Here is a 22,889-nt window from a genome sequence, read left to right on the forward strand (position 1 = left end):
CGTGATTTGGCGGCTGTGCCAAGGAAAATTTCCCGACCGTGCAAAGCCATGGTGCTGGCTGTGCTGTCTGGTGGTGTCAGGAGGGGGGATCGGGGTCAAAAGAAAAGGCCCCGCCGGGGCGGGGCCGTTCCTGTCATCCTGTGTGGCGGTGGGTCAGTCCATCGCCTTGAAGTTGAATTCGCCACCTTCTTTGATGCCGGAGGGCCAGCGCGCCGTCACGGTCTTGGTCCGGGTATAGAATTTGAAGGAATCCGGGCCGTGCTGATTAAGGTCACCGAACATGGATTTCTTCCAGCCGCCGAAGGTGTGATAGGCGAGCGGCACCGGGATGGGCACGTTGACACCGACCATGCCGATATTGACGCGGTGGGCGAAGTTGCGCGCGGTGTCGCCATCACGGGTGTAGATCGCGGTCCCATTGCCATACTCATGATCCATGGCCAGTTTCAGCGCCTCTTCGTAGGACCCCGCGCGCACGCAGGAGAGGACGGGCCCAAAGATCTCGGTCTTGTAGATCTCCATGTCGGGCGTAACGCGGTCAAACAGGTGCGGACCGACGAAAAAGCCGTCTTCGTAGCCCTGAAGCGAGAAGTCACGGTTGTCCACGACAAGCTCGGCCCCTTCTTCGACGCCTTTTTCGATCAGGCCGAGGATACGTTCCTTGGCTTCGCGTGTGACCACGGGGCCGAAATCGACATCGTCGCCATCCGTATAGGGCGCCACGCGCAGTTTCTCTATGCGCGGCACAAGCTTTTCAACAAGGCGGTCGGCGGTTTCCTCGCCGACGGGCACGGCCACCGAGACAGCCATGCAGCGTTCGCCCGCAGCGCCGAACCCGGCGCCGATCAGCGCATCGGCGGCCTGATCCATGTCGGCGTCAGGCATGACGATAAGGTGGTTCTTGGCGCCGCCGAAGCACTGCGCGCGCTTGCCGTTGGCGGTGGCGCGGCTGTAGATATATTGTGCGATCGGGGTGGAGCCCACGAAGGAGACGCCGCCGATGATCTCGTGATCCAGAAGCGTATCGACCGCCTCTTTGTCGCCGTTGACGACCTGAAACACGCCTTTGGGCAGGCCCGCTTCGACGAAAAGCTCGGCCAGCATGAGTGGCACGGAGGGGTCACGTTCGGACGGCTTAAGCACGACGGCGTTGCCGCATGCGAGCGCCGGGGCCACGTGCCAGAGCGGCATCATGGCGGGAAAGTTGAATGGCATGATCGCGGCGACGACGCCCACGGGCTGACGCATGGAATACATGTCGATACCGGGGCCGGCATCGTCGGTATACTCGCCCTTGAGCATTTGCGGCGCGCCGATGCAGTATTCGACAACTTCAAGGCCGCGCTGAAGATCGCCCTTGGCGTCCGGCAGCGTCTTGCCGTGTTCGCGGCTGAGCGCCTCGGCCAACTTGTCCATGTCGCGGTTCATGAGCGCGACCATTTTCATCATGACACGGGCACGTTTTTGCGGATTGGTGGCGCCCCATTCCGGTTGTGCCTTGGCGGCGCGTTCGACGTAGTCGGCGGTTTCCTCAGCCGTGGCCATGGGCAGCTTGGCCTGAACTTCGCCGGTGGCGGGGTTGAAGACGTCGGAAAAGCGGTCGGACGTGCCTTTGGTCCGGGTGCCGTCGATAAAGTGATACAGCTCGTTCATGTGTCATCCTCCTGCAGATTTGCGCGCAGGGTAGCGTTGCAAAATTGACTGGAAAAGAGGCAATGTATCAAAAGGGGATTTGCAAAAATGCAAAAGGGGGCTGAAGGCAGTGGCAAACTGGGACGATCTCAAGGTGTTTCTCGCGGTGGCGCGAAGCGAAAGCCTGTCGGGGGCGGGCAAGGTTCTCAAGGTTGATCCGGCCACGGTGGGCCGCCGCATCGCGCGGTTCGAGGCGCAGATGGGCGCGCTGTTGTTCACGAAATCGCCGCAGGGCTACGCGCTGACCGCTGAGGGGCAGCGGCTGATGATGCGGGCGATCCGCGCCGAAGATGAGATGAGCCGTGCGTTTGAAGGGCTGGCCGGAGAAACCGGGCAGCTTAGCGGCCAAATACGACTTGGGGCGCCCGATGGGTCGGCGAATTACTTGTTGCCGCAGGTCTGCGCCGCCATCGCCGAGCGCAATCCCGATCTGGAAATCCAGATCGTGGCCCTCCCACGGGTCTTCAACCTGTCGAAGCGCGAAGCGGACATGGCAATCGGGGTGAGCGCGCCGACGGCGGGGCGGCTGCATGTCGAAAAGCTTTCGGATTACAAACTTCATCTGGCGGCGGCCCGCGGATATCTGGATCAGGCCCCGCCGATACGGACACTGGCGGACCTCGGTCAGCATCGCATCGTCGGTTATATTCAGGATATGATCTTTGACCGTGAGTTGGATTATCTGGGTGAAACGGGGCTTGATGCGGTGCATCTCGCTTCGAATTCGGTCTCGGTTCAGATCAACTGGATCCGGCAGGGGGCCGGGGTCGGGGTCGTGCATGATTTCGCCATCCCCTCGGCGCCGGGGGTGGAGAAAATCCTGACAGATGAAGTCAGCCTCACGCGGAGCTTCTACCTGATCCGGCATGCGGACAATCTGCGACTGGAGCGGCTCAACCGTTTTGCTGCGGTGCTGCGTGACGGGATGCGCGCAGAGGTGGCGCGCCTTGAGGCCCTGACTTGACAGGCAGGTGCGCAATGCACGACGCTTAAACACCATGTAGGACAGGAGGAATGGCAGATGCTGGTGCGGCAGATACTCAAAGGCAAGGGTGAGGGGGCCGGAAAGGTGATCACGGTCAAGCCCGGAGATCGCATTTCGGAGGTGGCGGCGATCCTTGCGGAGCGTCGGATTGGCGGGGTGATCGTGTCGACCGACGGAGAGACGGTTGAGGGCATTCTGTCGGAGCGCGATATCGTACGGTCTCTGGCGGCACGCGGGGCCACCTGTCTTGACGATAAGGTGGAAGACCTGATGACGCGCAACCCGGTCTGCTGTGGGCGCGAAGACAGCTCGGATCAGGTGTTGACCCGGATGACCGAGGGGCGGTTCCGCCACATGCCGGTTGTCGAGGAGGGCAAGCTTATCGGGATCGTGACCATCGGTGACGTGGTGTCGGCGCGGCTGAGCGAGCTTTCGATGGAGAAGGACGCGCTTCAGGGTATGATCATGGGGCGATGAGCCCCGGACCATCATGGGGCGGTCGCCTCAATTGTCGCCTGCTTTCGAGGCTTGCAAATCCGCGCGCATCGGTGTTGCTTGCAACGCGACCTGACTGACGGAGTCCCACATGCGTATTGGCCTTTATCCCGGCACGTTCGATCCCATCACGCTGGGCCATATCGATATCATCCGCAGAGCGAGCGCACTGGTCGACCGTTTGGTGATTGGCGTGGCGATCAACCGCGACAAGGGGCCGCTTTTCGACCTTGAGGAGCGCGTGGCGATGATCGAGGCCGAATGCGCCAAGCTGAGCGATTTGACCGGTATCGAGATTGTCGCGCACCCGTTCGACAACCTGTTGATAGACTGTGCCAAGGATGTCGGCGCGGGCCTGATCGTGCGGGGCCTGCGCGCCGTGGCGGATTTTGAATACGAATTTCAGATGGTTGGTATGAACCGCGCGCTGGATGACAGTATCGAAACGGTATTTCTCATGGCGGATGCCAACCATCAGGCGATTGCCTCGAAGCTCGTGAAGGAAATTGCCCGGCTTGGCGGGGATGTGCGCAAGTTCGTGACGCCCGAGGTGAACGCCGCGCTTGAAGAGAAAATGCGCTGATCGGGTGAAACGCTTATAGCTGCCGGTCGATGGTCACGGCGGTAACCGCCATTTGGCACGACGACGCCCCTTCATTGTCATACCATGCCAGCAGGCTGACAATGCGCCTGTCGGTGATGGCGTCAACAGACCGGAATCACCGCCAGAAGGCTGTCCATTCGACCAACGCTGCGAATTTCCGTCCAAGAAAGAGCGTGCCCGCCCAGTCCTGATAGACCCAGTCAAGCGCGAGCAGTACCAGAATGGCGAGGCCGAGAATGAGCGCGATGCGGTTGGTCATGATGGGGCGGCCCGGAAAAGGAAAGCGTCCTGCCGGGTATGCCCGACCGGGCGATTTACCGCAAGCGGCCTTGGCTTTGGGTGGAGGCGTGAGTGGTTAGTGGCCCTTGCATCAAATCGTCGATCAGCAAGCCCAGAAGCGCCCCGCGCCCCGACACGCCCGCCTTGCGGTAAACAGCGTTGAGTTGGGCTTTGACCGTTCCCTCGGCCGACCCGCGCAATCGGGCGGTGTCGGCGATGGACAGCCCCTTGATGGCGAAAAGCGCCACATCGTTTTCGGCAGGGGTGAGGCCCCAGCGATCGAAATGCGCAAGCATGATGTCGTGAAACGCGCCCGAGGCGATCGAGACTTGGTCCTCAAGGTGCGCCTTGCGGCGTAGAAGGCGCATCAGGTAGCGCGCTTCGAACACGATCGCGGAGATCAGTGCCAAAGCCGCCAATGTCTCGACCGCGATATGCAGGTTGGTCAACCCGCGCAGCCCGTTCGGGCCGAGATCGTCCACAACATCCCACAGGAAGAACGCGGCGCAGAGTGACTGCACCGCGATCAGGGCACCCAGCATGCCGGGCCTGTCGGAAACCCTTTGGGTCATTTGACGAGATTTACCGTGTCCGGCACCTTTTTGCGACCCGTTACCATGGCACGCGGCAGGTTGACACCGGTGCGCCAGCTTTCGAAGATCACCGCCGCCACATGCAGCACCACAGAGAGCCAGGCCCAGTTGACCAGCGCCTCGTGCGTCTCTTCCACCCAGTCTATGCCCCAAAAGGCATTGGTGGTCATCATGTAGCCGGTCGCACCGATAGCCAGCATCGTGGCCAGAAGATTGAGGATCATCAGCGCCCCAAGTGGCGTGTGACCCAGATGGGTGCGATTGCGGCGGGTGGCGATGTCGCTGATCTGGGCCATCACCGTGCTGCGGCGTGGCCAGAACGCGGCGAAGCGCGCACTGTGAGAGCCGACAAGGCCCCATAGGATGCGCGTAGCCACGAGCGCCAGAACGGCGTAACCCACCCATTCGTGCAGGGTGCTGTCGTCGTCGATCACCAGCGCGTTGGCGGCGAAGCTTGCCACCAATGCCCAGTGAAAGATCCGCACAAACGGATCCCAGATGCGATATTCAGTCATGGAATTGCCTTTCCTGGCGCGGCCTGCACAGGGGGTATGCAGGCCGCCGCGGGCGTCAGTCGTCGATCTCTGTCTTCACGACATTCAAGTCGCGGTCGAGGTAGATCTCGTAGCGTTGGCCGTTTTTCAGTGCGTAAGCCTCAAACATGCCGTCTTCGGTTTCCACCTTGCGGACGTCGTAGCCGTCTGCGGTGAGGGTTTCGGCAATCTTGGCGCGGGTGGTGTCATCGAGCGCCATCGAGCTGTAGCTGTCCGAGGCATGGACCATGCCGCCGGCGGCGATGGCCAGAGTGAGGGCGATTATGCGAGTCATTTGCTGTCCTTTCCGGGTTTGTCTTGCGGGATGCGGATTTGCTCCCGACTGGGAACACCCTGACAAGACCGGGCGGCGCGGGCCATTGCACCGGGGGCATAGAAGCGGGTGCATAGACCCAAGGTTTATGGCCGGTTTCCGCCGACGGACGCAAAAAACCCCCGAAGCTCAGGGCCTCGGGGGTGTTCGGTGGCGGGACGTCAGCAATCCCTGCGGTATGTTTCGCGAAACAGGCCCGACAAGGGGTCGGTAAAGGTCAGCCCAGCTTGCCCATGGCGACGGCCACGTCGGCCATGCGCACCGAAAAGCCCCATTCGTTGTCATACCAGGCCAGCACACGGACAAGGCGGTTGCCGATGACCTTGGTCTGGTCCGGTGCGAAGATCGAGCTTTCCTCGGTATGGTTGAAGTCGATCGAGACCTTGGGCTCGGGGTCGTAGCCCAGAACACCCCTCATCGGGCCGCTTGCGGCCGCTTCGATGGCGGCGTTCACCTCCGCCTCGGTCACGTCGCGGGCGGCGACGAAGGTCAGATCCACCGCTGAAACATTGGGTGTGGGCACCCGGATGGCAGAGCCGTCAAGCTTGCCCTTGAGCGCGGGCAGCACCTCGCCCAGGGCCTTGGCGGCGCCGGTGGAGGTGGGGATCATCGACATCGCGGCGGCGCGGGCGCGGTATAGATCGTTGTGCCGGCGGTCGAGCGTGGGCTGATCGCCTGTATAGGCGTGAATCGTGGTCATGATGCCACTTTCGATGCCGATCGCGTCATGCAGGGCTTTGGCGACGGGTGCGAGGCAATTCGTGGTGCAAGACCCGTTGGAAACCATCGTGTCGGAGGCCGTCAGATCGCCATCGTTCACACCGAACACGACGGTGCGGTCCACGTTCTTGCCGGGGGCGGACAAAAGCACTTTGCCGGCGCCACGCTCAAGATGCTTTTTCGCTTTCTCGCCGTCATTGAACTTGCCCGTGCATTCAAGCACGACATCGCAGCCAGACCAGTCAAGCGCGTCCATGTCATAGGTCGAGAACATCTGCATCGGGCCGCGCCCGAGGTCCATGGTGCCATCGCCGAGCGTGATGTCGTTTGCGAACCGGCCATGCACGCTGTCGTATTTGATCAGGTGGGCTGCCGTCTCGAGCGGGCCGGTGGCGTTGACCTTGACGACCTCGATGTCATCCCGACCCGATTGCGCGATATGAGCGAGCGTGCAGCGGCCGATGCGGCCGAACCCGTTGATGCCGACTTTGATGGTCATGGGGTTCTCCTGTCTGAATGGCGTTGGCCGCGATATAGAGGCGGGGGAGATTGCCCGAAAGCCATAAAGCGCGGCTGTTAGCGTTAAATACCCCGAGGTGCTTTGTTCTTGCCGCAAATATCCTCGCCGAAGGCATGAAAGATGCGGCGGAACATGAGGCCAAGCGGGACGTTCGGGCGATGTGGCCTAGGCGGAAGCTTGACCCGATTGGCCGCAACAGCTAGTGTGTTTACCTTTCGTTCACCCCATATATACGGTTTCCTCATGTCCCGATTCGCTGCTCCGATTTCCCGGTCGATCTGGGATATGAAATACCGGTTCAAGGATGCCTGTGGCACCGCGCATGATGCCTCGGTCGAAGATACCTGGCGCCGGATCGCACGATCGCTGGCCGAGGTCGAGGCGGATCCGAAGATGTGGGAGGACCGCTTCTATGCCGCGCTGGAAGATTTCCGTTTCCTGCCGGCGGGGCGGATCACAGCGGGGGCGGGCACGGCGCGCAGTGTGACCTTGTTCAACTGTTTCGTGATGGGGACGATCCCCGACGACATGGGCGGTATTTTCGACGCGCTGCGCGAAGCGGCGCTGACCATGCAGCAGGGGGGCGGGATCGGGTATGATTTCTCGACCATCCGGCCCAAAGGCGCGGACGTGAAGGGGGTGGGCGCCGATGCCTCCGGCCCCCTTAGTTTCATGGATGTGTGGGATGCGATGTGCCGCACGATCATGAGCGCGGGAAGCCGGCGTGGCGCGATGATGGCGACAATGCGCTGTGATCACCCCGACATCGAGGAGTTCGTGGCGGTCAAGGCCGATCCGGCGCGGCTTCGCATGTTCAACCTGAGCGTTCTGGTCAGCGATGCCTTTATGGAGGCGGTCAAGGCGGACGGGCCTTGGGAGCTGAGCTTTGATGGCAAGGTCTACAAGACGATCCAGGCCCGAGACCTGTGGAACCGGATCATGCAGGCGACCTATGATTTTGCCGAGCCGGGGGTGATCTTCATCGACCGGATCAACGCCGCCAACAACCTGCATTACTGTGAGACGATCTCGGCGACCAACCCTTGCGTCACCGCCGGGACATGGGTCGCGACCGAGGAAGGCGCGCGACAGGTGCGCGACCTGATCGGGCTGCCGTTCCGGGCAGTGGTGGATGGCAAGGCATATGATAGCGGGCCGGAGGGATTCTTTGCTACAGGGGTAAAGCCGGTGCTCCGCCTCGCCACGACCTGCGGACGCAGCCTGCGGCTAACTGCCGATCACCGGGTGCGCAAGGTGACGGAGAAGACCCGCTGGCGGCTGGAAAGCGATTGGGTGGCGGCGGGCGATTTGCGGCCCGGTGACGAGGTGATGCTGCACGATCACCGTCGTGCCGATGCGACGACGAAGCCCGAGGACGAACGCGGCTACCTGTTGGGCCTGCTGATCGGCGATGGCGTGATCCGGGCGGATAAGACGCTGATATCGGTCTGGCCCAAGGCGGCCTGTGGCAATGGTACCCTGTTGGCGAGCCCGGTCATGGAGCACGTGGAGACGCTGCTGCGCGACCTGCCGCACCGCGCCGATTTTGCCGGATGGCAAGAGATTCCGGGCCGGGGTGAGTATCGCATCGGCACCGCCGCGCTGACGACGCTGGCACAGGCGTATGGGCTGCGGCAAGGTCACAAGACGCTGACCGCCGAAATCGAGGCTGCTTCGCCCGGTTTTTGTGCCGCCGTGCTGCGCGGGGTGTTCGATGCCGACGGGTCGGTGCAGGGCAGCCAGGAGAAGGGTGTTTCGGTTCGACTTGCGCAGAGCGATGCCAGCCTGTTGCAGGCGGCACAGAGGATGCTGGCCCGGCTGGGGATTCAATCATCCCTCTACCGCGACCGCCGAGCGGCGGGCGAGAGCACATTGCCGGACGGCAAGGGCGGGCAGCGCGCCTATCCGGTCCGCGCGCAGCACGAATTGGCTATTTCCGGAGACAACCTGCCGGTCTATGCCGACAAGGTAGGCTTTGCCGATCCGGAAAAAGCGCGCCGGCTGCAGGCAGCGCTCAGCGGCTATCGCCGGGCGCTGAACCGTGAACGGTTCACTGCCGTGGTGGCGGATGTGGCAAAGGATGGCGAGGCGGAGGTCTTCGACGTCTCGGTGCCGGGGGTGAATGCCTTCGATGCCAACGGTCTATATGTGCACAATTGCGGCGAACAGCCCTTGCCGCCCTATGGGGCCTGCCTGTTGGGCAGTATCAACCTCGCAAAGCTGGTGATCGATCCGTTCGGGCCGCGGGCGCGGCTCGATGCGGCGGCGCTCAAGGACCTGGTTCGCGTGGCGGTGCGGATGATGGACAACGTGGTGGACGTGTCGCAATTCCCGCTTGCGGCACAGGCCGAGGAGGCACGTAACAAGCGCCGCATCGGTCTGGGTGTGACCGGGCTCGCGGACGCGCTTTTGATGCTGGGCGTGCGCTATGGCTCGGACAAGGCGGTGCGGCAGACCGAAATATGGATGCACAAGATTGCCGTTGCCGCTTATCTTGCGAGCGTCGATCTGGCGCGGGAAAAGGGAGCGTTTCCTCTGTTTGACGCTGACGAATTCCTTGCGTCGGGCACCATGCAGGAAATGGACGACTCGGTACGCGCGGCCATCGCCAAACATGGCATCCGCAACGCGCTTCTGACCTCGATCGCGCCCACCGGGACGATCAGCCTTTATGCTGGCAACGTGTCCTCCGGGATCGAGCCGGTTTTTGCCTATTCCTACACCCGCAAGGTTCTTCAGAAGGATGGAAGCCGCACCGAGGAGGAGGTCGTGGATTACGCCGTGCAGATGTGGCGCGATACATTCGGCGACGCAGAGCTGCCCGACCATTTCGTCAACGCACAGACGCTGGCCCCCGAGGAGCATGTGAAGATGCAGGCGGCGGCCCAGAAATGGGTCGACAGCTCGATTTCCAAGACGATCAACTGTCCGGCGGATATCAGCTTTGCCGATTTCAAGGACGTTTACATGCAGGCGTGGGATACCGGCTGCAAGGGCTGCACGACATACCGGCCGAACGATGTGACGGGGTCGGTGTTGAGTGTTGGGGAGGGAAAACCGAAGACTGAGCTGCCAAAACTCGCGTCTACGATGGAACGACTTATTTGGGCGCAGAATCATGCAGGCTATGAAACTCAGAAGGCGGCAGCAGAAGCAGTTGGAGTGACGACGACGCGTTACAACAACTGGATAACTGGCGAACGAAACTTGACACGTGACGCAGCGGACTCAGTCGCAAGGACCTTTGGTGTATCAGCAGGCTGGCTTCTGTTTGGCAACGATGAGGTAACAGCTACCAAGCCCGGCGGCACCGCCGGGCTGCGCACGGCCGCCCCCACGGGCGGTGGCTTCCCCCCCACCAGCGGCCGGGAACTGCCCTCAGAGCTTGAGGGTGCGCAGCCGCGAATGGGGGGCACTTTCGACGACGGCGACGTCATTTACATGGCCGAGCCGCTGGACCGGCCCACGGAGCTGGAGGGTGCGACCTACAAGCTCAAATGGCCCGACAGCAGCCACGCGATCTATGTCACCGTCAACGATATCGTTTTGGCCGGGCATCGGCGGCCCTTCGAAGTGTTCATCAATTCCAAGAACATGGAGCATTTCGCATGGACCGTGGCGCTGACCCGGATGATCAGCGCGGTGTTCCGGCGCGGCGGTGATGTGAGTTTCGTGGTCGAAGAGTTGAAAGCGGTGTTCGATCCGCGCGGCGGTGCTTGGATGGGCGGCAAATACGTGCCGTCGATCCTCGCGGCCATTGGCGGCATTCTCGAACAGCACATGATCCGCACCGGTTTTCTCGAAGGAGAGGGGATGGGCCTCAAGACCGATCCGCGTGCGGAGGTCGTCAATCTCGGCAACCGCGGCACGGCTTGTCCGGCCTGCGGGGCCTATGGCATGCAGATGATCGAGGGGTGCATGACCTGCCCGAGCTGTGGCTATTCCAAATGCGAGTGAAGAGGGAGGCGTGCTGATTGTCGTTGCGGGCGTAGTTATGCCAAATCGGCGAATTTTACTGCCACGCGTCGGCGAAAGTTCTGCCAGCGTCTGTAAGGCACTGGCAGGTATAGACTTTTTCCGAAGTAGATTTCGGACCCCGAAATCTGGCCCTTCAGACTGAGTTTGCGCGCCAGCACCGGCAGGGGTGTGTCGGGCGCGGCCCTCTTGATGAGGCCGCGCCGAGCAACCTCGTGCCGGTGATGACGCGGACGCTGGAAACGAAATCATTTGACCGGAGCAGGGATCTTCTGACGCGGCCCATGGCGGGCCCGCGCATTCCACCAGGAAAGGTGATCCCATGAAACACATTCCCGATATCCGTGCCCTGCTCCGGCACATGAACAAGCTTGGTGAGTTTCTGCGCTGGCTCCGCGCAGAGGGTGACAGTCTTGTCGCCTCTCCGTCATAAACAGTGAAAATTTCGGAAAAATTTATGACCGCAGTTCCGAAGTCGCCGGTAGACTGCCATTCTGCCGCGTTTTGGTTCACTACATCATCAACGCGAAGATCAAAGCCGGATGATTTTGATAGTTTTTCCAACTCTGCGCTGTCAGGCGCAATGATCGCATTGGCCAGGGGATCATCCAGAAGAACTTCGAAGGCATGTTCGGGTTCAACGTTGAAAACCATTGCCGCGAGATTCTTCGCAAGATGTGGATCAGACGCGAGATCAACAATTCTTGAGTCAAGCGCCTCCTCGTTGTTCAAAACTCCCGGATCCGATGTAATCAGATCCCGATGAGCCAAAAAGGTTGCAACAGTTGGCAAAGCAAACCGCCCCTGATGCAACGCGTATAAGCCACTTACATCGTTCACAAACGAAACGACTTGGCGCGGTGTTGTTACACCACCCTCTGCGCGAAGTATCTCTGAGAATATGCGATAGGTGCGAAAGCTATCATCGCTTGAGATTTGACCTCGTAGAGATCGATCCAGAATACCGGAAAAAAACTCTTTCGCGTTAGACATGATCGGAGGGGCAACCGTGAGGATCTCATCAAAGGTTTTCGAGAACAGCTCTCGGGACGACAGACGAGTTACCCCATTGGTTTGAGTTCCAGAAGTAAATCCTGCGCTCTCACTAACGGTCTGCTCGATCAGAGCCCGGTCGTAAGGAACAATCGCAGTGATGGTTTCATCCGGGACGGTATCATTTAGACTTAAAGAGCCTGAGAATACGGAGCGCACAAGCGCCCACGTTTCCTGTATCTCTCCCTGAGGAAGTCGATCGATATTGTCCAATACAACCACGACACGCTTACGCTTGTCTTGGACGGCAGAGAGAGCTTTCCTGAGAGTCGACTGAAACTCATAATCGTTAGGGTCGATTTCACGACCACGTTGGACCGATTTGTGGTCTTGGTGTTGCTTTGAAGTAATCAGCAACACGCTTGAAATTGCCGCCTTGAACCCAGCTTTTTCGTTGGACCCGTAGAACTGACGATGCAACGCTGCGAGTATTGTGCTAATTGCCAAAGCGCCAAAAACTGCCGCCGGCGCTGAAGACAGGTAATCCAGGAGGTCGGTTTCCGGTAGCTTACTCAACTCGTCAAACTCGACCTTGGCCCAAAAGTAGTAGATCGGGAACAATGGCAGCAGGAAGAGTAGAATGATCCCAAACCATCCCAAAATTGGTTGGTTATTGGTCGTAATCTCTCTCTTTTTGCCCCGAATGTCTGCTTCGATTTCCCTTAGATGTTTCTTTTTCTGCGGGAACTCGGATATCGCCCAAGCAACAAAATGCTCCAAGAACGATCGACGAAAACCACCCCCTTGAGACTTCCAAATGTCAAAAGTGAAGAAATGATGAGAGACGTCCTTATTGGTTGAGCCGTCGTTCAGTTTCTGAGCTGCAATCTCGACGACACTGGATTTTCCGCTTCCCCAAGGGCCTTCAAGGCCAATTGCTCGATCGGCATCGTCAAAGCTTCTAATGGCGTCAGCCAGAGATTGGGCTGTTCGGTCATGCCCTCTTCCCCGAAACTGGTCTTTGTCGGTGGGAGTGTCGAGGATAACTTCTCGGATGATTTTCTTTGACATGCGCATTCTTTTTTTGGGCAACCAATGGTTAAGCGCTTTTAGGGGGCACTTTAGAACAAATAGGCCTTTGAGACACAATCATGCAATCAAGGATTGCTTGTAAGAGCAGCATGCCCTTAAAAGGTACGCCAGATAAAAAGCTTCTAACCGGGTGCGAGGCAGTAGAAGCAGCTTCTTGGCTCGTTGTTGTTAGCAGAACGATGAAACATCGCGCATATAGGCACAGATCTCTCGAGACAAAAACGGCTGGCTCAAAAAGTTCTGAAGCCTGCGCCAACGCGCTGGACGCTGAACGGCGTGCCTCCTGCGCCATGCCGATCAAGGCCCGACCAACTCAACCCCTGCGGGTGCAGCAGCGAGCGGTCGACCTCAAGGCACGTCAAGTTTGTTGAGCATTAGTTGAAATTCTGCTTTGGGTATAAGCATTACCTTCCCATATTTTCTATGGTTCTTAGGACGCTTAGCGAGCACAGAGGCACTTCATGGCAATTAAGAAAAGCGATATCTATCGATCCCTCTGGGAAAGCTGCGACCAGCTCCGCGGAGGCATGGATGCCTCGCTTTACAAGGATTACATCCTAACACTTCTTTTCCTGAAGTATGTCTCCGACCGTGCCGGCCAGTCTAACGCCCTGATCGAAGTGCCTGAGGGATGTTCCTGGTCAGATCTCCGCGCCCTGCGTGGCGACAAGGAAATTGGCGAGAAGATGGACAAGGTCATCTCGCGCATTGCCGAGGAGAATGATCTCAGCGGCGTGGTCGATCGTGCCTTCTTCAATGATCCCGAGAAATTCGGACGCGGTCAAAAGATGATCGGGACGCTGACCAACCTGATCAACATCTTCAGCCGTGAGGAACTGGACTTCGCGCGCAACCGCGCGGACGGCGACGACCTGCTCGGTGACGCCTACGAATACCTCATGCGGAATTTCGCGACCGAGTCCGGCAAGAGCAAAGGTCAGTTCTATACCCCGGCAGAGGTCTCGCGCGTCGTCGCCGCGGTCTGTGGCGTTCAACGGGCCACAAACCCCAAGCAAAGCGTCTATGACCCGGCCTGCGGATCGGGGTCCCTGCTATTGAAAGCGGCGGAGTCCGCCCCGATCGATCTGTCGATCTTCGGCCAGGAAATGGACATCACGACCCGCGGTCTCGCGGTGATGAACATGATCCTGCACGCAAAGGAAACGGCGGAAATCGCCCAGGGCGACGTGCTGGCCGATCCCGAGTTCACGACATCCGGCGGGCAGCTGATGCAGCACGACTTTGTCGTCGCCAATCCACCGTTTTCGCTAAAGGCCTGGGCCAATGGCTTCGAGACCGACCCGGCGGAAGAGCCTTTCGGGCGGTTTCATATCGGCACCCCGCCCGACAAGAATGGCGACTTCGCCTTCCTTCTCCATATCCTCGCCTCGATGAAGGCTACAGGTTCCGGTGCGGTGATCCTTCCGCATGGTGTTCTGTTCCGCGGCAACAAGGAGGCGGTGCTGCGTGAAAAGATCCTGCGGCGGGGGTATATCAAGGCGATCATCGGCCTGCCGCCGAACCTGTTTTACGGCACGGGTATCCCTGCCTCGATCCTGGTGCTGGACAAGTCCGAGGCGACCGAGGAGCGCCCGGTCTACATGATCGATGCCTCGCGGGGCTTCCTGAAGGACGGCAACAAGAACCGCCTGCGCGAGCGGGACATTCACAAGATCACCGATGCCTATATGGCAAGCGCCCCGATATCGTTCTTTACGCGAATGGCATCGCCCTGGGCGTGATCGAGCTGAAACGGTCGACCGTCGGCGTCGGAGAAGGCATCCGCCAGACCCTCGACAATCAGGACCCGCGCTTCATCCGGCATTTCTTCACCACAGTGCAGATGTGTTTCGCCGGCAATGACAGCGAGGGCCTGCGCTATGCCGCGATCCAGACGCCACAGCCCTACTGGCTCGCCTGGAAGGAAGAGAGCGAGATCATCAACCGGCTGGACCGCGACATCACCCAGATGATGGCGCCGGAGCGATTTCTTGAGCTGGTCCACGATTTCACGCTGTTCGACGCCGGCACCAAGAAGATCGCCCGCCCCAATCAGTATTTCGCGGTGAAAGCTACACAGGACCGGGTGCGCGACCGCGAGGGCGGCATCATCTGGCAAACGCAAGGCTCGGGCAAAAGCCTGATCATGGTGATGCTGGCGCGCTGGATCCAGGAGCATAACCCGGATGCGCGGGTTCTTATCATCACCGACCGCAAGGAGCTGGACCAACAGATCGTCAACCAGGTCTTCGGCGGGACAGGGGACAAGGTGCGCCGCGCCAAGAGCGGCGCCGACCTGATGGATGCGCTGGCCAGCCCCGAGGACCGGGTTGTCTGCTCGCTGGTCCGTCAGATAAAATCCGGACACGGGACTGATTATCCAGACGAAATATCAACGCCCGGCTGCAAGGCCCTCTACGACAACCTTGACCAGGACATTAAGCAAACCCTGGAGTTGGATCGTGCGGTCAGGACAACCGCGCAGGCCGGTTGGCGTGGCAACCGTATGAAGGAGCGGAAGGTCCTGCGTGCTCTGGAGGATATACTCGGGTCCGCAGAGATGTCCCAGGAAGTCCTGGATCTCGTAAGAGAACACGATGAGTACTGACGCCGTCGCGCAGGTCGAGATCGCCGGGCTCACGGTCGAGATCGTTCGGAAGAACATCAAGAACCTGCATGTCGGGGTTTATCCCCCCATGGGGCATGTGCGCGTTGCTGCACCGCCTGCCATCAGCGATGACGCCGTCAAGATGGCCGTGCTGACCCGCCTCCCCTGGATCAAGAGGAAACAAGCCGAATTCCGAAAGCAGCCGCGGCAAGGCCCTCGCGAATACGTCTCAGGTGAAACCCACTATGTTTTTGGACGGGCCTGCAGACTGGAACTTACAATCGGGCGTCCCAAGCTGGACCTGCAGCCCGGCAATCGGCTCGCCATGACATCACCAGAAGGCGCTGGCATCGAGGACCGCCATGCACAGCTGGGGCGCTGGTATCGACGACTTCTCCGGGCCAAGGTCGAGCCGCGCATTGCGAAATGGTCGAACCGCCTGCATGTCCCTGTGCCGAGTTGGGGCATCCGACGCATGAAAACGAAGTGGGGCAGCTGCAACCCGGATAGCGGAAAGGTTTGGGTCAACCTCGAACTTGCCAAGAAACCGCTTCACTGCCTCGACTATATTATCCTGCATGAAATGGCGCATTTCGTATCACCGCGCCATGATGACCGGTTTGTCTCCACACTTGACCGCCACATGCCCGGGTGGCGACAAGTTCGCTCAGATCTCAACGCGCTACCTCTTGCCCATGAACCAGGTTTTGAAGGTGGTGTGACAGCCAGGATCACGCCGGACATAGTGACCTGATCGTCCGGAGGTGGAGATATAGCTGAAAGTTAGTGATGGCCCCTGAGGGGCGGCATATCAAGGCGGTGTTCATGCGCCGTCAGTTCTCCGAAGAGAAAAGGATATGCCGCAGGACGAAGTCTACCCTCACGCCGTTGCCTGATCCAACGGGATTTTCACCCGATCCGCTGACAGACATCCTGCGTTCTGGCGCGCGTCGCCTGATCGAGCAGGCGGTGGAAGCAGAGCTGTCAACTCTGCTTGCCGCCCATGCCGATGAGACGACCGAAGATGGCCGGTCCCGCCTCGTGCGCCACTTAGACAGGACAAGCACATGCATCTCGGCTATGGTCCTGAGTCGAAATGCCTATTCCTTACGCTGATGCCGATAGAATTTTTGTCTCGGAGAAGCGGCTCTTGAAGCCGCTGCGTTGGGAATCTGTTCCAAAGAGCAACAAGAAAACCGAATATTTCAGGAAACTCGAGGCACGCGTTCAGATAGACTCAGGGATCCCACGCGGCGTGTTTTTCCGTGCCATGGTTTACCCTGGCTCGCTCACCCACGTAACTTTCCAGCTCGACTGCGATCTACCTACAGGTAGGACAAATATCGCGCTGTATCGCTTCGAACTGAATCCGGTTAAGCCACACATGAATAGGCTATACGGCCCAGACGAAATCAACGGCCTTCGCATTGATGCCGGCGTGCCGCATGAGCATATCTTTTACGATAGCCTACGCAACGATGGCTCTCTGCGCAAACGAACAGACGAGCAAGCGCGAATTGTTGAAGACCCGCCGGAAGATTTTTCTACCGCTCTCGACTATGTTTGTCGTAGAACCAACATAATAAACGAAGGGGACGTCCCAAATCCGGGCGACCAAGGCCAACTGCTGTGAAAACGACTGAGAACGATACACAAGCCATTGATAGAGTTCATAAAGCTCTGTCTCGCATTGCTGCCGTCCGCGGCATCGATGGCCGACTCGTGATTGACGTTCCAGTCATGTATCCGAGCGGGGCAACTGCCGTTGTTGAGATTGAGCGGAACAACGATAAATACTGGGTTTCTGACATGGGCCATGGTCTCGTCGAGACCGAATTCGTCGCTGCACAAGACTTCTATGCGAACGCCGCGAAAAGGATTGCAGATGAATTCGCCGTGCAGTTTGATGGTCACTCCATGTTTGCCCTCTGGGTTCCAGAAGGGCGACTGGAGGCGGCTATCGTGTGCGTCGCCAACGCGTCAAACCAAGCAGCATCCGAGGCAATCCGGAGTGCATCTGAAGCGAAGGAACGCAAGGAAAACGAAAAAATCTTTGACCGCATCCGTAGCGTTTTCGGACCAAAGATGGTCGCCAAGACAGCAGACATTGCAGGCCGACATGCGCACTGGGACGCACACAACGTTGTGGTTTTCCCAAACAGGCAGAAGGCAGTCTTCGAGGCTATGTCGCTTCACGCGAACTCGGTTTCGAGTAGGTTTCTTATGTTCTCAGATATACGCGCGGCAGATGAGGCCGTTTCGCTGAATGCAATGGTCAAAGACATAGAGACGTTGGACGAAAAAGCTCAGATGGTTGGTGATGTCGCAAATATCGTCGCAATGAGCGCGACCGACGAGGATATCCGAAAATACGCGATGGCTTCTTGATGAAGTTCACGCCCCTGGCACGATTGCATTGATTGCCGCGACGGCCTCTTCTTCAGTCGCTGTGCCTGCGTCGAGCACTGCAAGAGCTGCCGAGATCTGCGCGAAGCCGTCGTAATACGCCGCTCAGACCTCGATGCCTGGGACGATAAAATCGTGGGTAACGTTCGGGTCCGGGATGTAATGAGATATAGCTGAAAGTTGGTAATGGCCCCTGAGGGGCGGCATATCATGGCGGTGTTTACGCGCCGTCAGTTCTCCGAAGAGAAAAGGATACGCCACATGACGAAGCCTACCATCACGCCGCCGCCTGATCACGCCGTCACCAACTTTCGGGTATAGCTACCGGAGGTGCGGTCACGCCCATTGGAAAATCCGCGGGTTAGGATCATCGGCTCTATGCATCCTCGAATCATTCGAGGTCTTTCGACGTAAGCGCATGGCTTTAAGAGCGTCCCGGCATTGGTATTTCTGCAACACCTAAATCATTGGATATCACGCTGTTTGCCCGGAAATTTGACGCTTGTCGCTGAGGGCGAGAGCGCAGCTGATCCGCCTCTGCAACACTTTGCAATAATATATACATAAATAACAATCGGTTAGTAATTTTCATTGATCCCACATTGTCCATATTTTCCTGCGACGAAACGATTTTCGAAAATAAATTTCGGGCGAAAATCGCGGTTGTTTGGCGAGGAACAGTGCGTACCTTGAAGGCCACATGAAACATGCGGCAGCGAACTTTAGTAAAAAATTGACCCTTTCGTTTCGTGCTACGTGCAAAGGGCTAATGTTTGATCTGTCGGGCCTGAAAGACTGGGAAGTGGGGCGTCAGACACGCGATTGAAGAGGACACGAAAAGTGGCTGTTTACATCTAAATCCAAATCCACCCATGCGGATCGATAGATCCAAAAGGGCCAAGCGATCACCAACGGGAATCCAAGTGGTCGCTTTCAGAAAATCCCGAAAATAGAACCGCCGCCTTCGGGCAGCGTCGGACTGAAGTCCGGCGGGTGGTCTTCCTATACGAAAGGAAATCAAAATGCCGATTTATTCGGAGGGTCGCGTATTGCCTGCGCAATCCCGTGGGGATCGCAGTATCAAGAATGCGTCGACTGCACATTGTACCGGCTTCACCGTCCTTGGTGAGAACTCAGGTACCCGCTTTCAAGCGGAGTCACACCTTGAACTCTGCCACTTGCAGATCGAGGCCACCCGGCCCGATGTCGCCGCAGTCCAGGAGCAGGTGCTTTTCACATTCGGCCGGCAAAATGAGAAATGGCACTTCTTCGACATGGTCGTCACCAAAGCCTCGGGAGAGCGCATTGCATATCCGGTCAAGCCCGAAGTGCGCCTCAAGTCCGGTCGTCATGTCGAGGAAATGCGCACCATCGCCTGGTGGGTTCAAGAGAAGGGGTTCGCCAAGTCGGTGCGTCTCTTGACCGAGGCCGATATCGATCGGGTCGTCCTTCACAACGCGAACATCAACGCAGCATTGCGCGACATTGATCCGGAAGCAGAGGACGCAGCGCGTGCCGTGGCGCAGGAGTTGTGCGGTGCTGTTCGCCTTGACCTTCTCACGCAGAAAACTGGCCTCGCAGCCCGCGGCTATCGAGCCCTTCTGCGGCTGATTTCAGCAGGTGAGCTCGCGCCCCTGCATTCCGAAAAAATCACCCCTGAGAGCCTCGTTGAATGGAAAGGAAAGCGTCAATGACCATCGTCCCCAACAAGCACAGCCTTGGCGAAGCCAAGCCGGTGAAGACCAGATTTCGTCTGGATATCCATGATCGGCTTCTCATTCATGGCAAGCCCTACCGTTTCCTCGGCATGTCTGGCGACAACGCCGAGCTGATACCCGCAAGCGGTGTCGGGCTGACAGAGGTCTTCCCGATGGGCACGCTGGCCCGCTTGAGCACATCGGGTGATATCAAGCACGAGGTTGGCTACTACCTACCGGACGAGCTAAAGCCATCGCCGGCGACTTCGGCCTTTGATTTCCATCCATCGAACCTGACCGGAAAAGCCAGGTTCAGGTTTGAGTCGCGCCTCAGCCAGATCAAGGCAATCAGTGACATGGAGTCTGAAGGTCTCATTCGTCCAAACACAGTGGAGATCGAGGCCGCGCGCCCCGAGATCGCATCGCGCGCAGAAGCTTACTTGAAAGCCGAGGCGACGGAACGCGACCTGCTCGAAAGCGAAATGGAAAAAGGTCGCCTGCCGGATCGGGTACGCAAGGGTGTTCGCCGAAATCGGGGGGGCGTGGCCAAGGAGGGCGTCAAACTCTATAGCTCCGACTACCTACGGAAACTCTACGCAGATTACCAAGCCCACGGACTTCCGGCATTGGCCGACGACCTCTCGAAATCCGGCAACAGGACCAGCCTTCTTCGGCCTGAGGAACAGGCGCTGCTGATGGACATCATCAAGCGCAGTTATCTCACGCCCGAGCAGAAGTCGATCAAGGCAACGGTCGTGGATGTGCAGCGAGGGTTTAGGGACGAAAACAATCGCCGTGAGCGCAACAAACGCAGTGAGGAAGAAGAGGTTACACTACTGCACGTGCCGGGCCGTGATGCGGTTCGTCGGACAATCAAGAAGCTTGACCGTTTGACGGTTCTTATCGCTCGGTACGGGCGCGAGGAAGCGATGAAGAAGCTCCGGCCCGTCGGTAAGGGGCTCGAAGTCTCACGCCCGGGCGAGCGCGTCGAAATCGATGAATGGTGCATTGATCTGCTCTCCATCATGCGATCTGCAAAGCTCGAAACGGTCTTTGGCGAAGAACATCTCAAAGCGCTTGGTCTTGATGGTGAAAAAGCCCGGTGGTGGCTTGTTGCCGCCATCGATTGCCGCACCAGGATCTGCCTCGGAATGAAGCTGACCCGCAATCCATCGGGCAGCGCGGCACGCGAATGCCTTCGCATGGTGGTCAGCGACAAGGGCGAATGGTCTGACAGTGTCAGATCGAATTGCACGTGGCCACACGCCCTTGTTCCGGAACTCCTCGCTTCCGACAATGGTCCAGGTTTCAAGGCGAGCGTTTTCCAGAACGCCTGCCTCGATCTCCAGATGATTGTGTTGCGCACGATTGGTGGTATTCCCGGTATGCGCGGGGAAATCGAACGACTGTTCTACACCGCTGTCCTCGATTTGATGCCGCGACTTTTTGGTCGCACGTTTTCCAACCCTCGCGAACGGGGCGATTACCCGGCCGAGGACCGCGCCTGTCTCGACGCCGAAGATGTGGCATTCGCTTTGGTGCGATGGATCGTCGATATTTACCACAACAAGCCTCACGAAGGTCTTGGGGGTCGTACGCCGCTTGAACAGTGGGACGCCGACATGGAAAGCGGGAATTACCCCTTGCGTGCTCTGCCTGATGTTCGCTCGAAACGGCTCGCCTTCGGAAGCCAACTCCCGCGCACCGTAACGCGCGAGGGTATCACGGTGATGGGCGTTCGGTATCACAGCGAAGACCTCGCCCTGTTCTACATGCAGCCGGGCTCCAATCGGGTGGACGTAAGATGGGATCAAACTGATCTTGGTGCGATCGAGGTTTATCTCGACGGTGCGTGGCGTGAGGTTCCCTCTGTGCACGACCGGTTCCGCGGTGTGAACCTGCATGTCTGGCTGAAAGCCCGCCGTGCCCTGCGCGCGAAATCAGCGTCACGACGGGCTTGGGAAGAAGAGGTCGTGTTCAAGGCCATCGATGACATCGAAGCTCTTGTGCAGGAAAAATCCACGGCTTTTGGGATCCTGGACACCTCCATTTCCGACAAGCGTCTGGAAGAGATCGAGGCGGAGCTGTTCACGTCCTTCCGCACCACCGAAGCGCGCTCGCTTCGGGTCGATGGCAAGGAAGCAGGCCGTGAAATCGCCCCGCGCGAGCCCGATCCCGACCGTCCGGTCAGGACCACGACCCGTCGCAAGACCTCCGATGATGTGCCCGCGTCGCCGGATGTCCAGAACCACCAAGACCCTGACCAAGGATCCGCGGCACCTCGCAGCGGCCAGGACACGCCGCCTGTCAAATCAGCCACCCGCCAGCGGACAGCATGGGTTCCGCGCAAACCCAAGGAGGACGACCAATGACCATTAAAATTCCCAAGGGCAAACTGGTGCAGAGCCTGCGCGACATGCACGTGCCCAACGAGCGCACCGCTGCGGTGCAGAAACACCTTGCCCGGCTACTGCAGGTCGATGACGAGGATCGCCTGACCGCCGAGCCATGCCGATTTACCGCGGACAAGGAAACGCGCGGCATTGCCGTCATCGAAGCTGCTGGAGGTGGTAAAACCACTGCAATCCGGACCGTGCTGCAATCGACCAGCGCGCTGAAGATGAACCCCGAAACGGGCCATCCGCGGTACCTGGAGATCCAGATTCCCAGTCCTGCGACGCACAAGAGTGTTGGCCTTGCAATCCTGGAGGCAACCGGCATGTCCGGTGTCTCCTCGACTGCCAAGGCCTGGGAAATCTGGGGCGCCGTGCGGAAGCGGTTGGGTCAGATGGGCATCAAGGTCCTGTGGTTGGATGAGGCCCAGGACCTCGTCATGGCGCAGTCGGCAAACGAGACCGAAACGACTTTGAGGACGATCAAGACGCTCATGCAAGGTGACAACGCGGTGATCCCGATCCTCAGCGGAACACGGAGGCTCGGTGAGATGACCAGCTTCGATCCGCAGGTGTCGCGGCGCTTCACCAAGATCGCGCCGTCGGATCTCGACCACAGCACAGACCAGGACGACATTTTCGGGATGATCGACGGCTACTGCGACGAGGCTGGCATCACAGCGCGGCTGCCCGATGATTTGGCGGTCCGCCTGATGACGGGCAGTCGCTATCGTTTCGGGCGGGCGATCGAGACCATCGTCAACGCGATCGAGTGCGCCATTTTCGACGGTGCGACCTTCCTGACCATCGATCATTTCGCCGAGGCCTGGGCCATGCAGGAAGGGTGTGATCCCGGCTCCAACATCTTTTGGGCGCCTGATTGGATGTCCATCTCACTGGATGCAGGGGCCGAGGCATACGAACAGGCGCGCTCCAAGCGCCAGCAGAAGAAGATCGAGCGGGGTTGAAC

At 58.9% G+C, this 22,889-nt stretch carries 18 protein-coding genes and 3 pseudogenes; 14 read left to right on the forward strand and 7 right to left on the reverse strand.

Annotation, left to right across the window (positions count from 1 at the left end):
- Nucleotides 1-153: 153 nt before the first annotated feature.
- Complete coding sequence (locus V8359_RS14595; protein WP_336429768.1) at nt 154-1,653, reverse strand: CoA-acylating methylmalonate-semialdehyde dehydrogenase; 1,500 nt, start codon at nt 1,651-1,653, stop codon at nt 154-156.
- 109 nt (nt 1,654-1,762) lie between these two features.
- On the opposite strand from V8359_RS14595, the gene V8359_RS14600 reads away from it, so the two are divergent.
- The 3 genes from V8359_RS14600 to coaD all read left to right on the forward strand — a co-directional run bounded on the left by V8359_RS14600 (nt 1,763) and on the right by coaD (nt 3,755).
- Nucleotides 1,763-2,656 (forward strand): LysR family transcriptional regulator, encoded by an 894-nt coding sequence (locus V8359_RS14600; protein WP_336429769.1) that lies wholly within the window; start codon nt 1,763-1,765, stop codon nt 2,654-2,656.
- A gap of 57 nt (nt 2,657-2,713) precedes the next feature.
- Complete coding sequence (locus V8359_RS14605; RefSeq protein ID WP_336429770.1) at nt 2,714-3,154, forward strand: CBS domain-containing protein; 441 nt, start codon at nt 2,714-2,716, stop codon at nt 3,152-3,154.
- A 109-nt stretch (nt 3,155-3,263) separates the two neighbouring features.
- Nucleotides 3,264-3,755 carry a pantetheine-phosphate adenylyltransferase gene (gene coaD / locus V8359_RS14610; protein ID WP_336429771.1) on the forward strand — a complete coding sequence of 164 codons (492 nt, stop codon included), beginning with the start codon at nt 3,264-3,266 and terminating at the stop codon, nt 3,753-3,755.
- A 136-nt stretch (nt 3,756-3,891) separates the two neighbouring features.
- On the opposite strand, the gene V8359_RS14615 is transcribed toward coaD, so the two are convergent.
- The 5 genes from V8359_RS14615 to gap form a co-directional block, all read right to left on the reverse strand.
- Nucleotides 3,892-4,035 carry a hypothetical protein gene (locus V8359_RS14615; RefSeq protein WP_336429772.1) on the reverse strand — a complete coding sequence of 48 codons (144 nt, stop codon included), beginning with the start codon at nt 4,033-4,035 and terminating at the stop codon, nt 3,892-3,894.
- A gap of 55 nt (nt 4,036-4,090) precedes the next feature.
- On the reverse strand, nt 4,091-4,627 hold the full coding sequence (locus tag V8359_RS14620) for a helix-turn-helix transcriptional regulator (protein ID WP_336429773.1): 537 nt from the start codon (nt 4,625-4,627) through the stop codon (nt 4,091-4,093).
- Entirely contained in the window at nt 4,624-5,163 is a 540-nt protein-coding gene (locus V8359_RS14625; protein WP_336429774.1) for a cytochrome b/b6 domain-containing protein, read from the reverse strand. The genes V8359_RS14620 and V8359_RS14625 overlap by 4 nt, the downstream gene beginning before the upstream one ends.
- 55 nt (nt 5,164-5,218) lie before the next feature.
- Nucleotides 5,219-5,476 (reverse strand): PepSY domain-containing protein, encoded by a 258-nt coding sequence (locus tag V8359_RS14630; RefSeq protein ID WP_336429775.1) that lies wholly within the window; start codon nt 5,474-5,476, stop codon nt 5,219-5,221.
- A 256-nt stretch (nt 5,477-5,732) separates the two neighbouring features.
- Entirely contained in the window at nt 5,733-6,734 is a 1,002-nt protein-coding gene (gene gap / locus V8359_RS14635; protein WP_336429777.1) for a type I glyceraldehyde-3-phosphate dehydrogenase, read from the reverse strand.
- Nucleotides 6,735-6,998: 264 nt separating this feature from the next.
- Here gap and V8359_RS14640 point away from each other — a divergent pair.
- Nucleotides 6,999-7,223: pseudogene (locus V8359_RS14640) on the forward strand (ribonucleotide reductase N-terminal alpha domain-containing protein); the annotation flags it as partial.
- Between the two features lie 60 nt (nt 7,224-7,283).
- Nucleotides 7,284-10,712, forward strand: coding sequence for an LAGLIDADG family homing endonuclease (locus tag V8359_RS14645; RefSeq protein ID WP_442970389.1), 3,429 nt, complete (start codon nt 7,284-7,286; stop codon nt 10,710-10,712).
- Nucleotides 10,713-11,600: 888 nt separating this feature from the next.
- On the opposite strand, the pseudogene V8359_RS19345 reads toward V8359_RS14645, so the two are convergent.
- Nucleotides 11,601-12,800: pseudogene (locus tag V8359_RS19345) on the reverse strand (P-loop NTPase fold protein); the annotation flags it as partial.
- A 476-nt stretch (nt 12,801-13,276) separates the two neighbouring features.
- Between V8359_RS19345 and V8359_RS14655 the strand changes: the two are divergent.
- From V8359_RS14655 to V8359_RS14695, 9 genes and pseudogenes are all read left to right on the forward strand, one after another.
- Nucleotides 13,277-14,557 (forward strand): type I restriction-modification system subunit M, encoded by a 1,281-nt coding sequence (locus tag V8359_RS14655; RefSeq protein WP_336429779.1) that lies wholly within the window; start codon nt 13,277-13,279, stop codon nt 14,555-14,557.
- Nucleotides 14,554-15,423: a DEAD/DEAH box helicase family protein gene (locus tag V8359_RS14660; protein ID WP_336429780.1), complete on the forward strand. Its 870-nt coding sequence runs from the start codon at nt 14,554-14,556 to the stop codon at nt 15,421-15,423. Before V8359_RS14655 ends, V8359_RS14660 begins: the two co-directional genes overlap by 4 nt.
- A complete protein-coding gene (locus V8359_RS14665; protein WP_336429781.1) occupies nt 15,413-16,177 on the forward strand; it encodes a M48 family metallopeptidase in 765 nt (254 codons plus the stop codon). Before V8359_RS14660 ends, V8359_RS14665 begins: the two co-directional genes overlap by 11 nt.
- A gap of 71 nt (nt 16,178-16,248) precedes the next feature.
- A pseudogene (locus tag V8359_RS14670) lies at nt 16,249-16,473 on the forward strand (hypothetical protein); the annotation flags it as partial.
- Nucleotides 16,474-16,519: 46 nt separating this feature from the next.
- Nucleotides 16,520-17,056, forward strand: a complete 537-nt coding sequence (locus V8359_RS14675; RefSeq protein ID WP_336429782.1) for a hypothetical protein — start codon at nt 16,520-16,522, stop codon at nt 17,054-17,056.
- Entirely contained in the window at nt 17,053-17,811 is a 759-nt protein-coding gene (locus tag V8359_RS14680) for a hypothetical protein (RefSeq protein WP_336429783.1), read from the forward strand. The genes V8359_RS14675 and V8359_RS14680 overlap by 4 nt, the downstream gene beginning before the upstream one ends.
- 1,040 nt (nt 17,812-18,851) lie before the next feature.
- Nucleotides 18,852-19,523 carry a hypothetical protein gene (locus tag V8359_RS14685; protein ID WP_336429784.1) on the forward strand — a complete coding sequence of 224 codons (672 nt, stop codon included), beginning with the start codon at nt 18,852-18,854 and terminating at the stop codon, nt 19,521-19,523.
- Nucleotides 19,520-21,898: a Mu transposase C-terminal domain-containing protein gene (locus tag V8359_RS14690; RefSeq protein WP_336429785.1), complete on the forward strand. Its 2,379-nt coding sequence runs from the start codon at nt 19,520-19,522 to the stop codon at nt 21,896-21,898. Before V8359_RS14685 ends, V8359_RS14690 begins: the two co-directional genes overlap by 4 nt.
- Complete coding sequence (locus V8359_RS14695; protein ID WP_336429786.1) at nt 21,895-22,887, forward strand: TniB family NTP-binding protein; 993 nt, start codon at nt 21,895-21,897, stop codon at nt 22,885-22,887. The genes V8359_RS14690 and V8359_RS14695 overlap by 4 nt, the downstream gene beginning before the upstream one ends.
- The last annotated feature ends 2 nt before the right edge of the window (nt 22,888-22,889 follow it).

The organism is Roseovarius sp. E0-M6, assembly GCF_037083845.1.
In the GTDB taxonomy this organism is placed as follows: domain Bacteria; phylum Pseudomonadota; class Alphaproteobacteria; order Rhodobacterales; family Rhodobacteraceae; genus Roseovarius.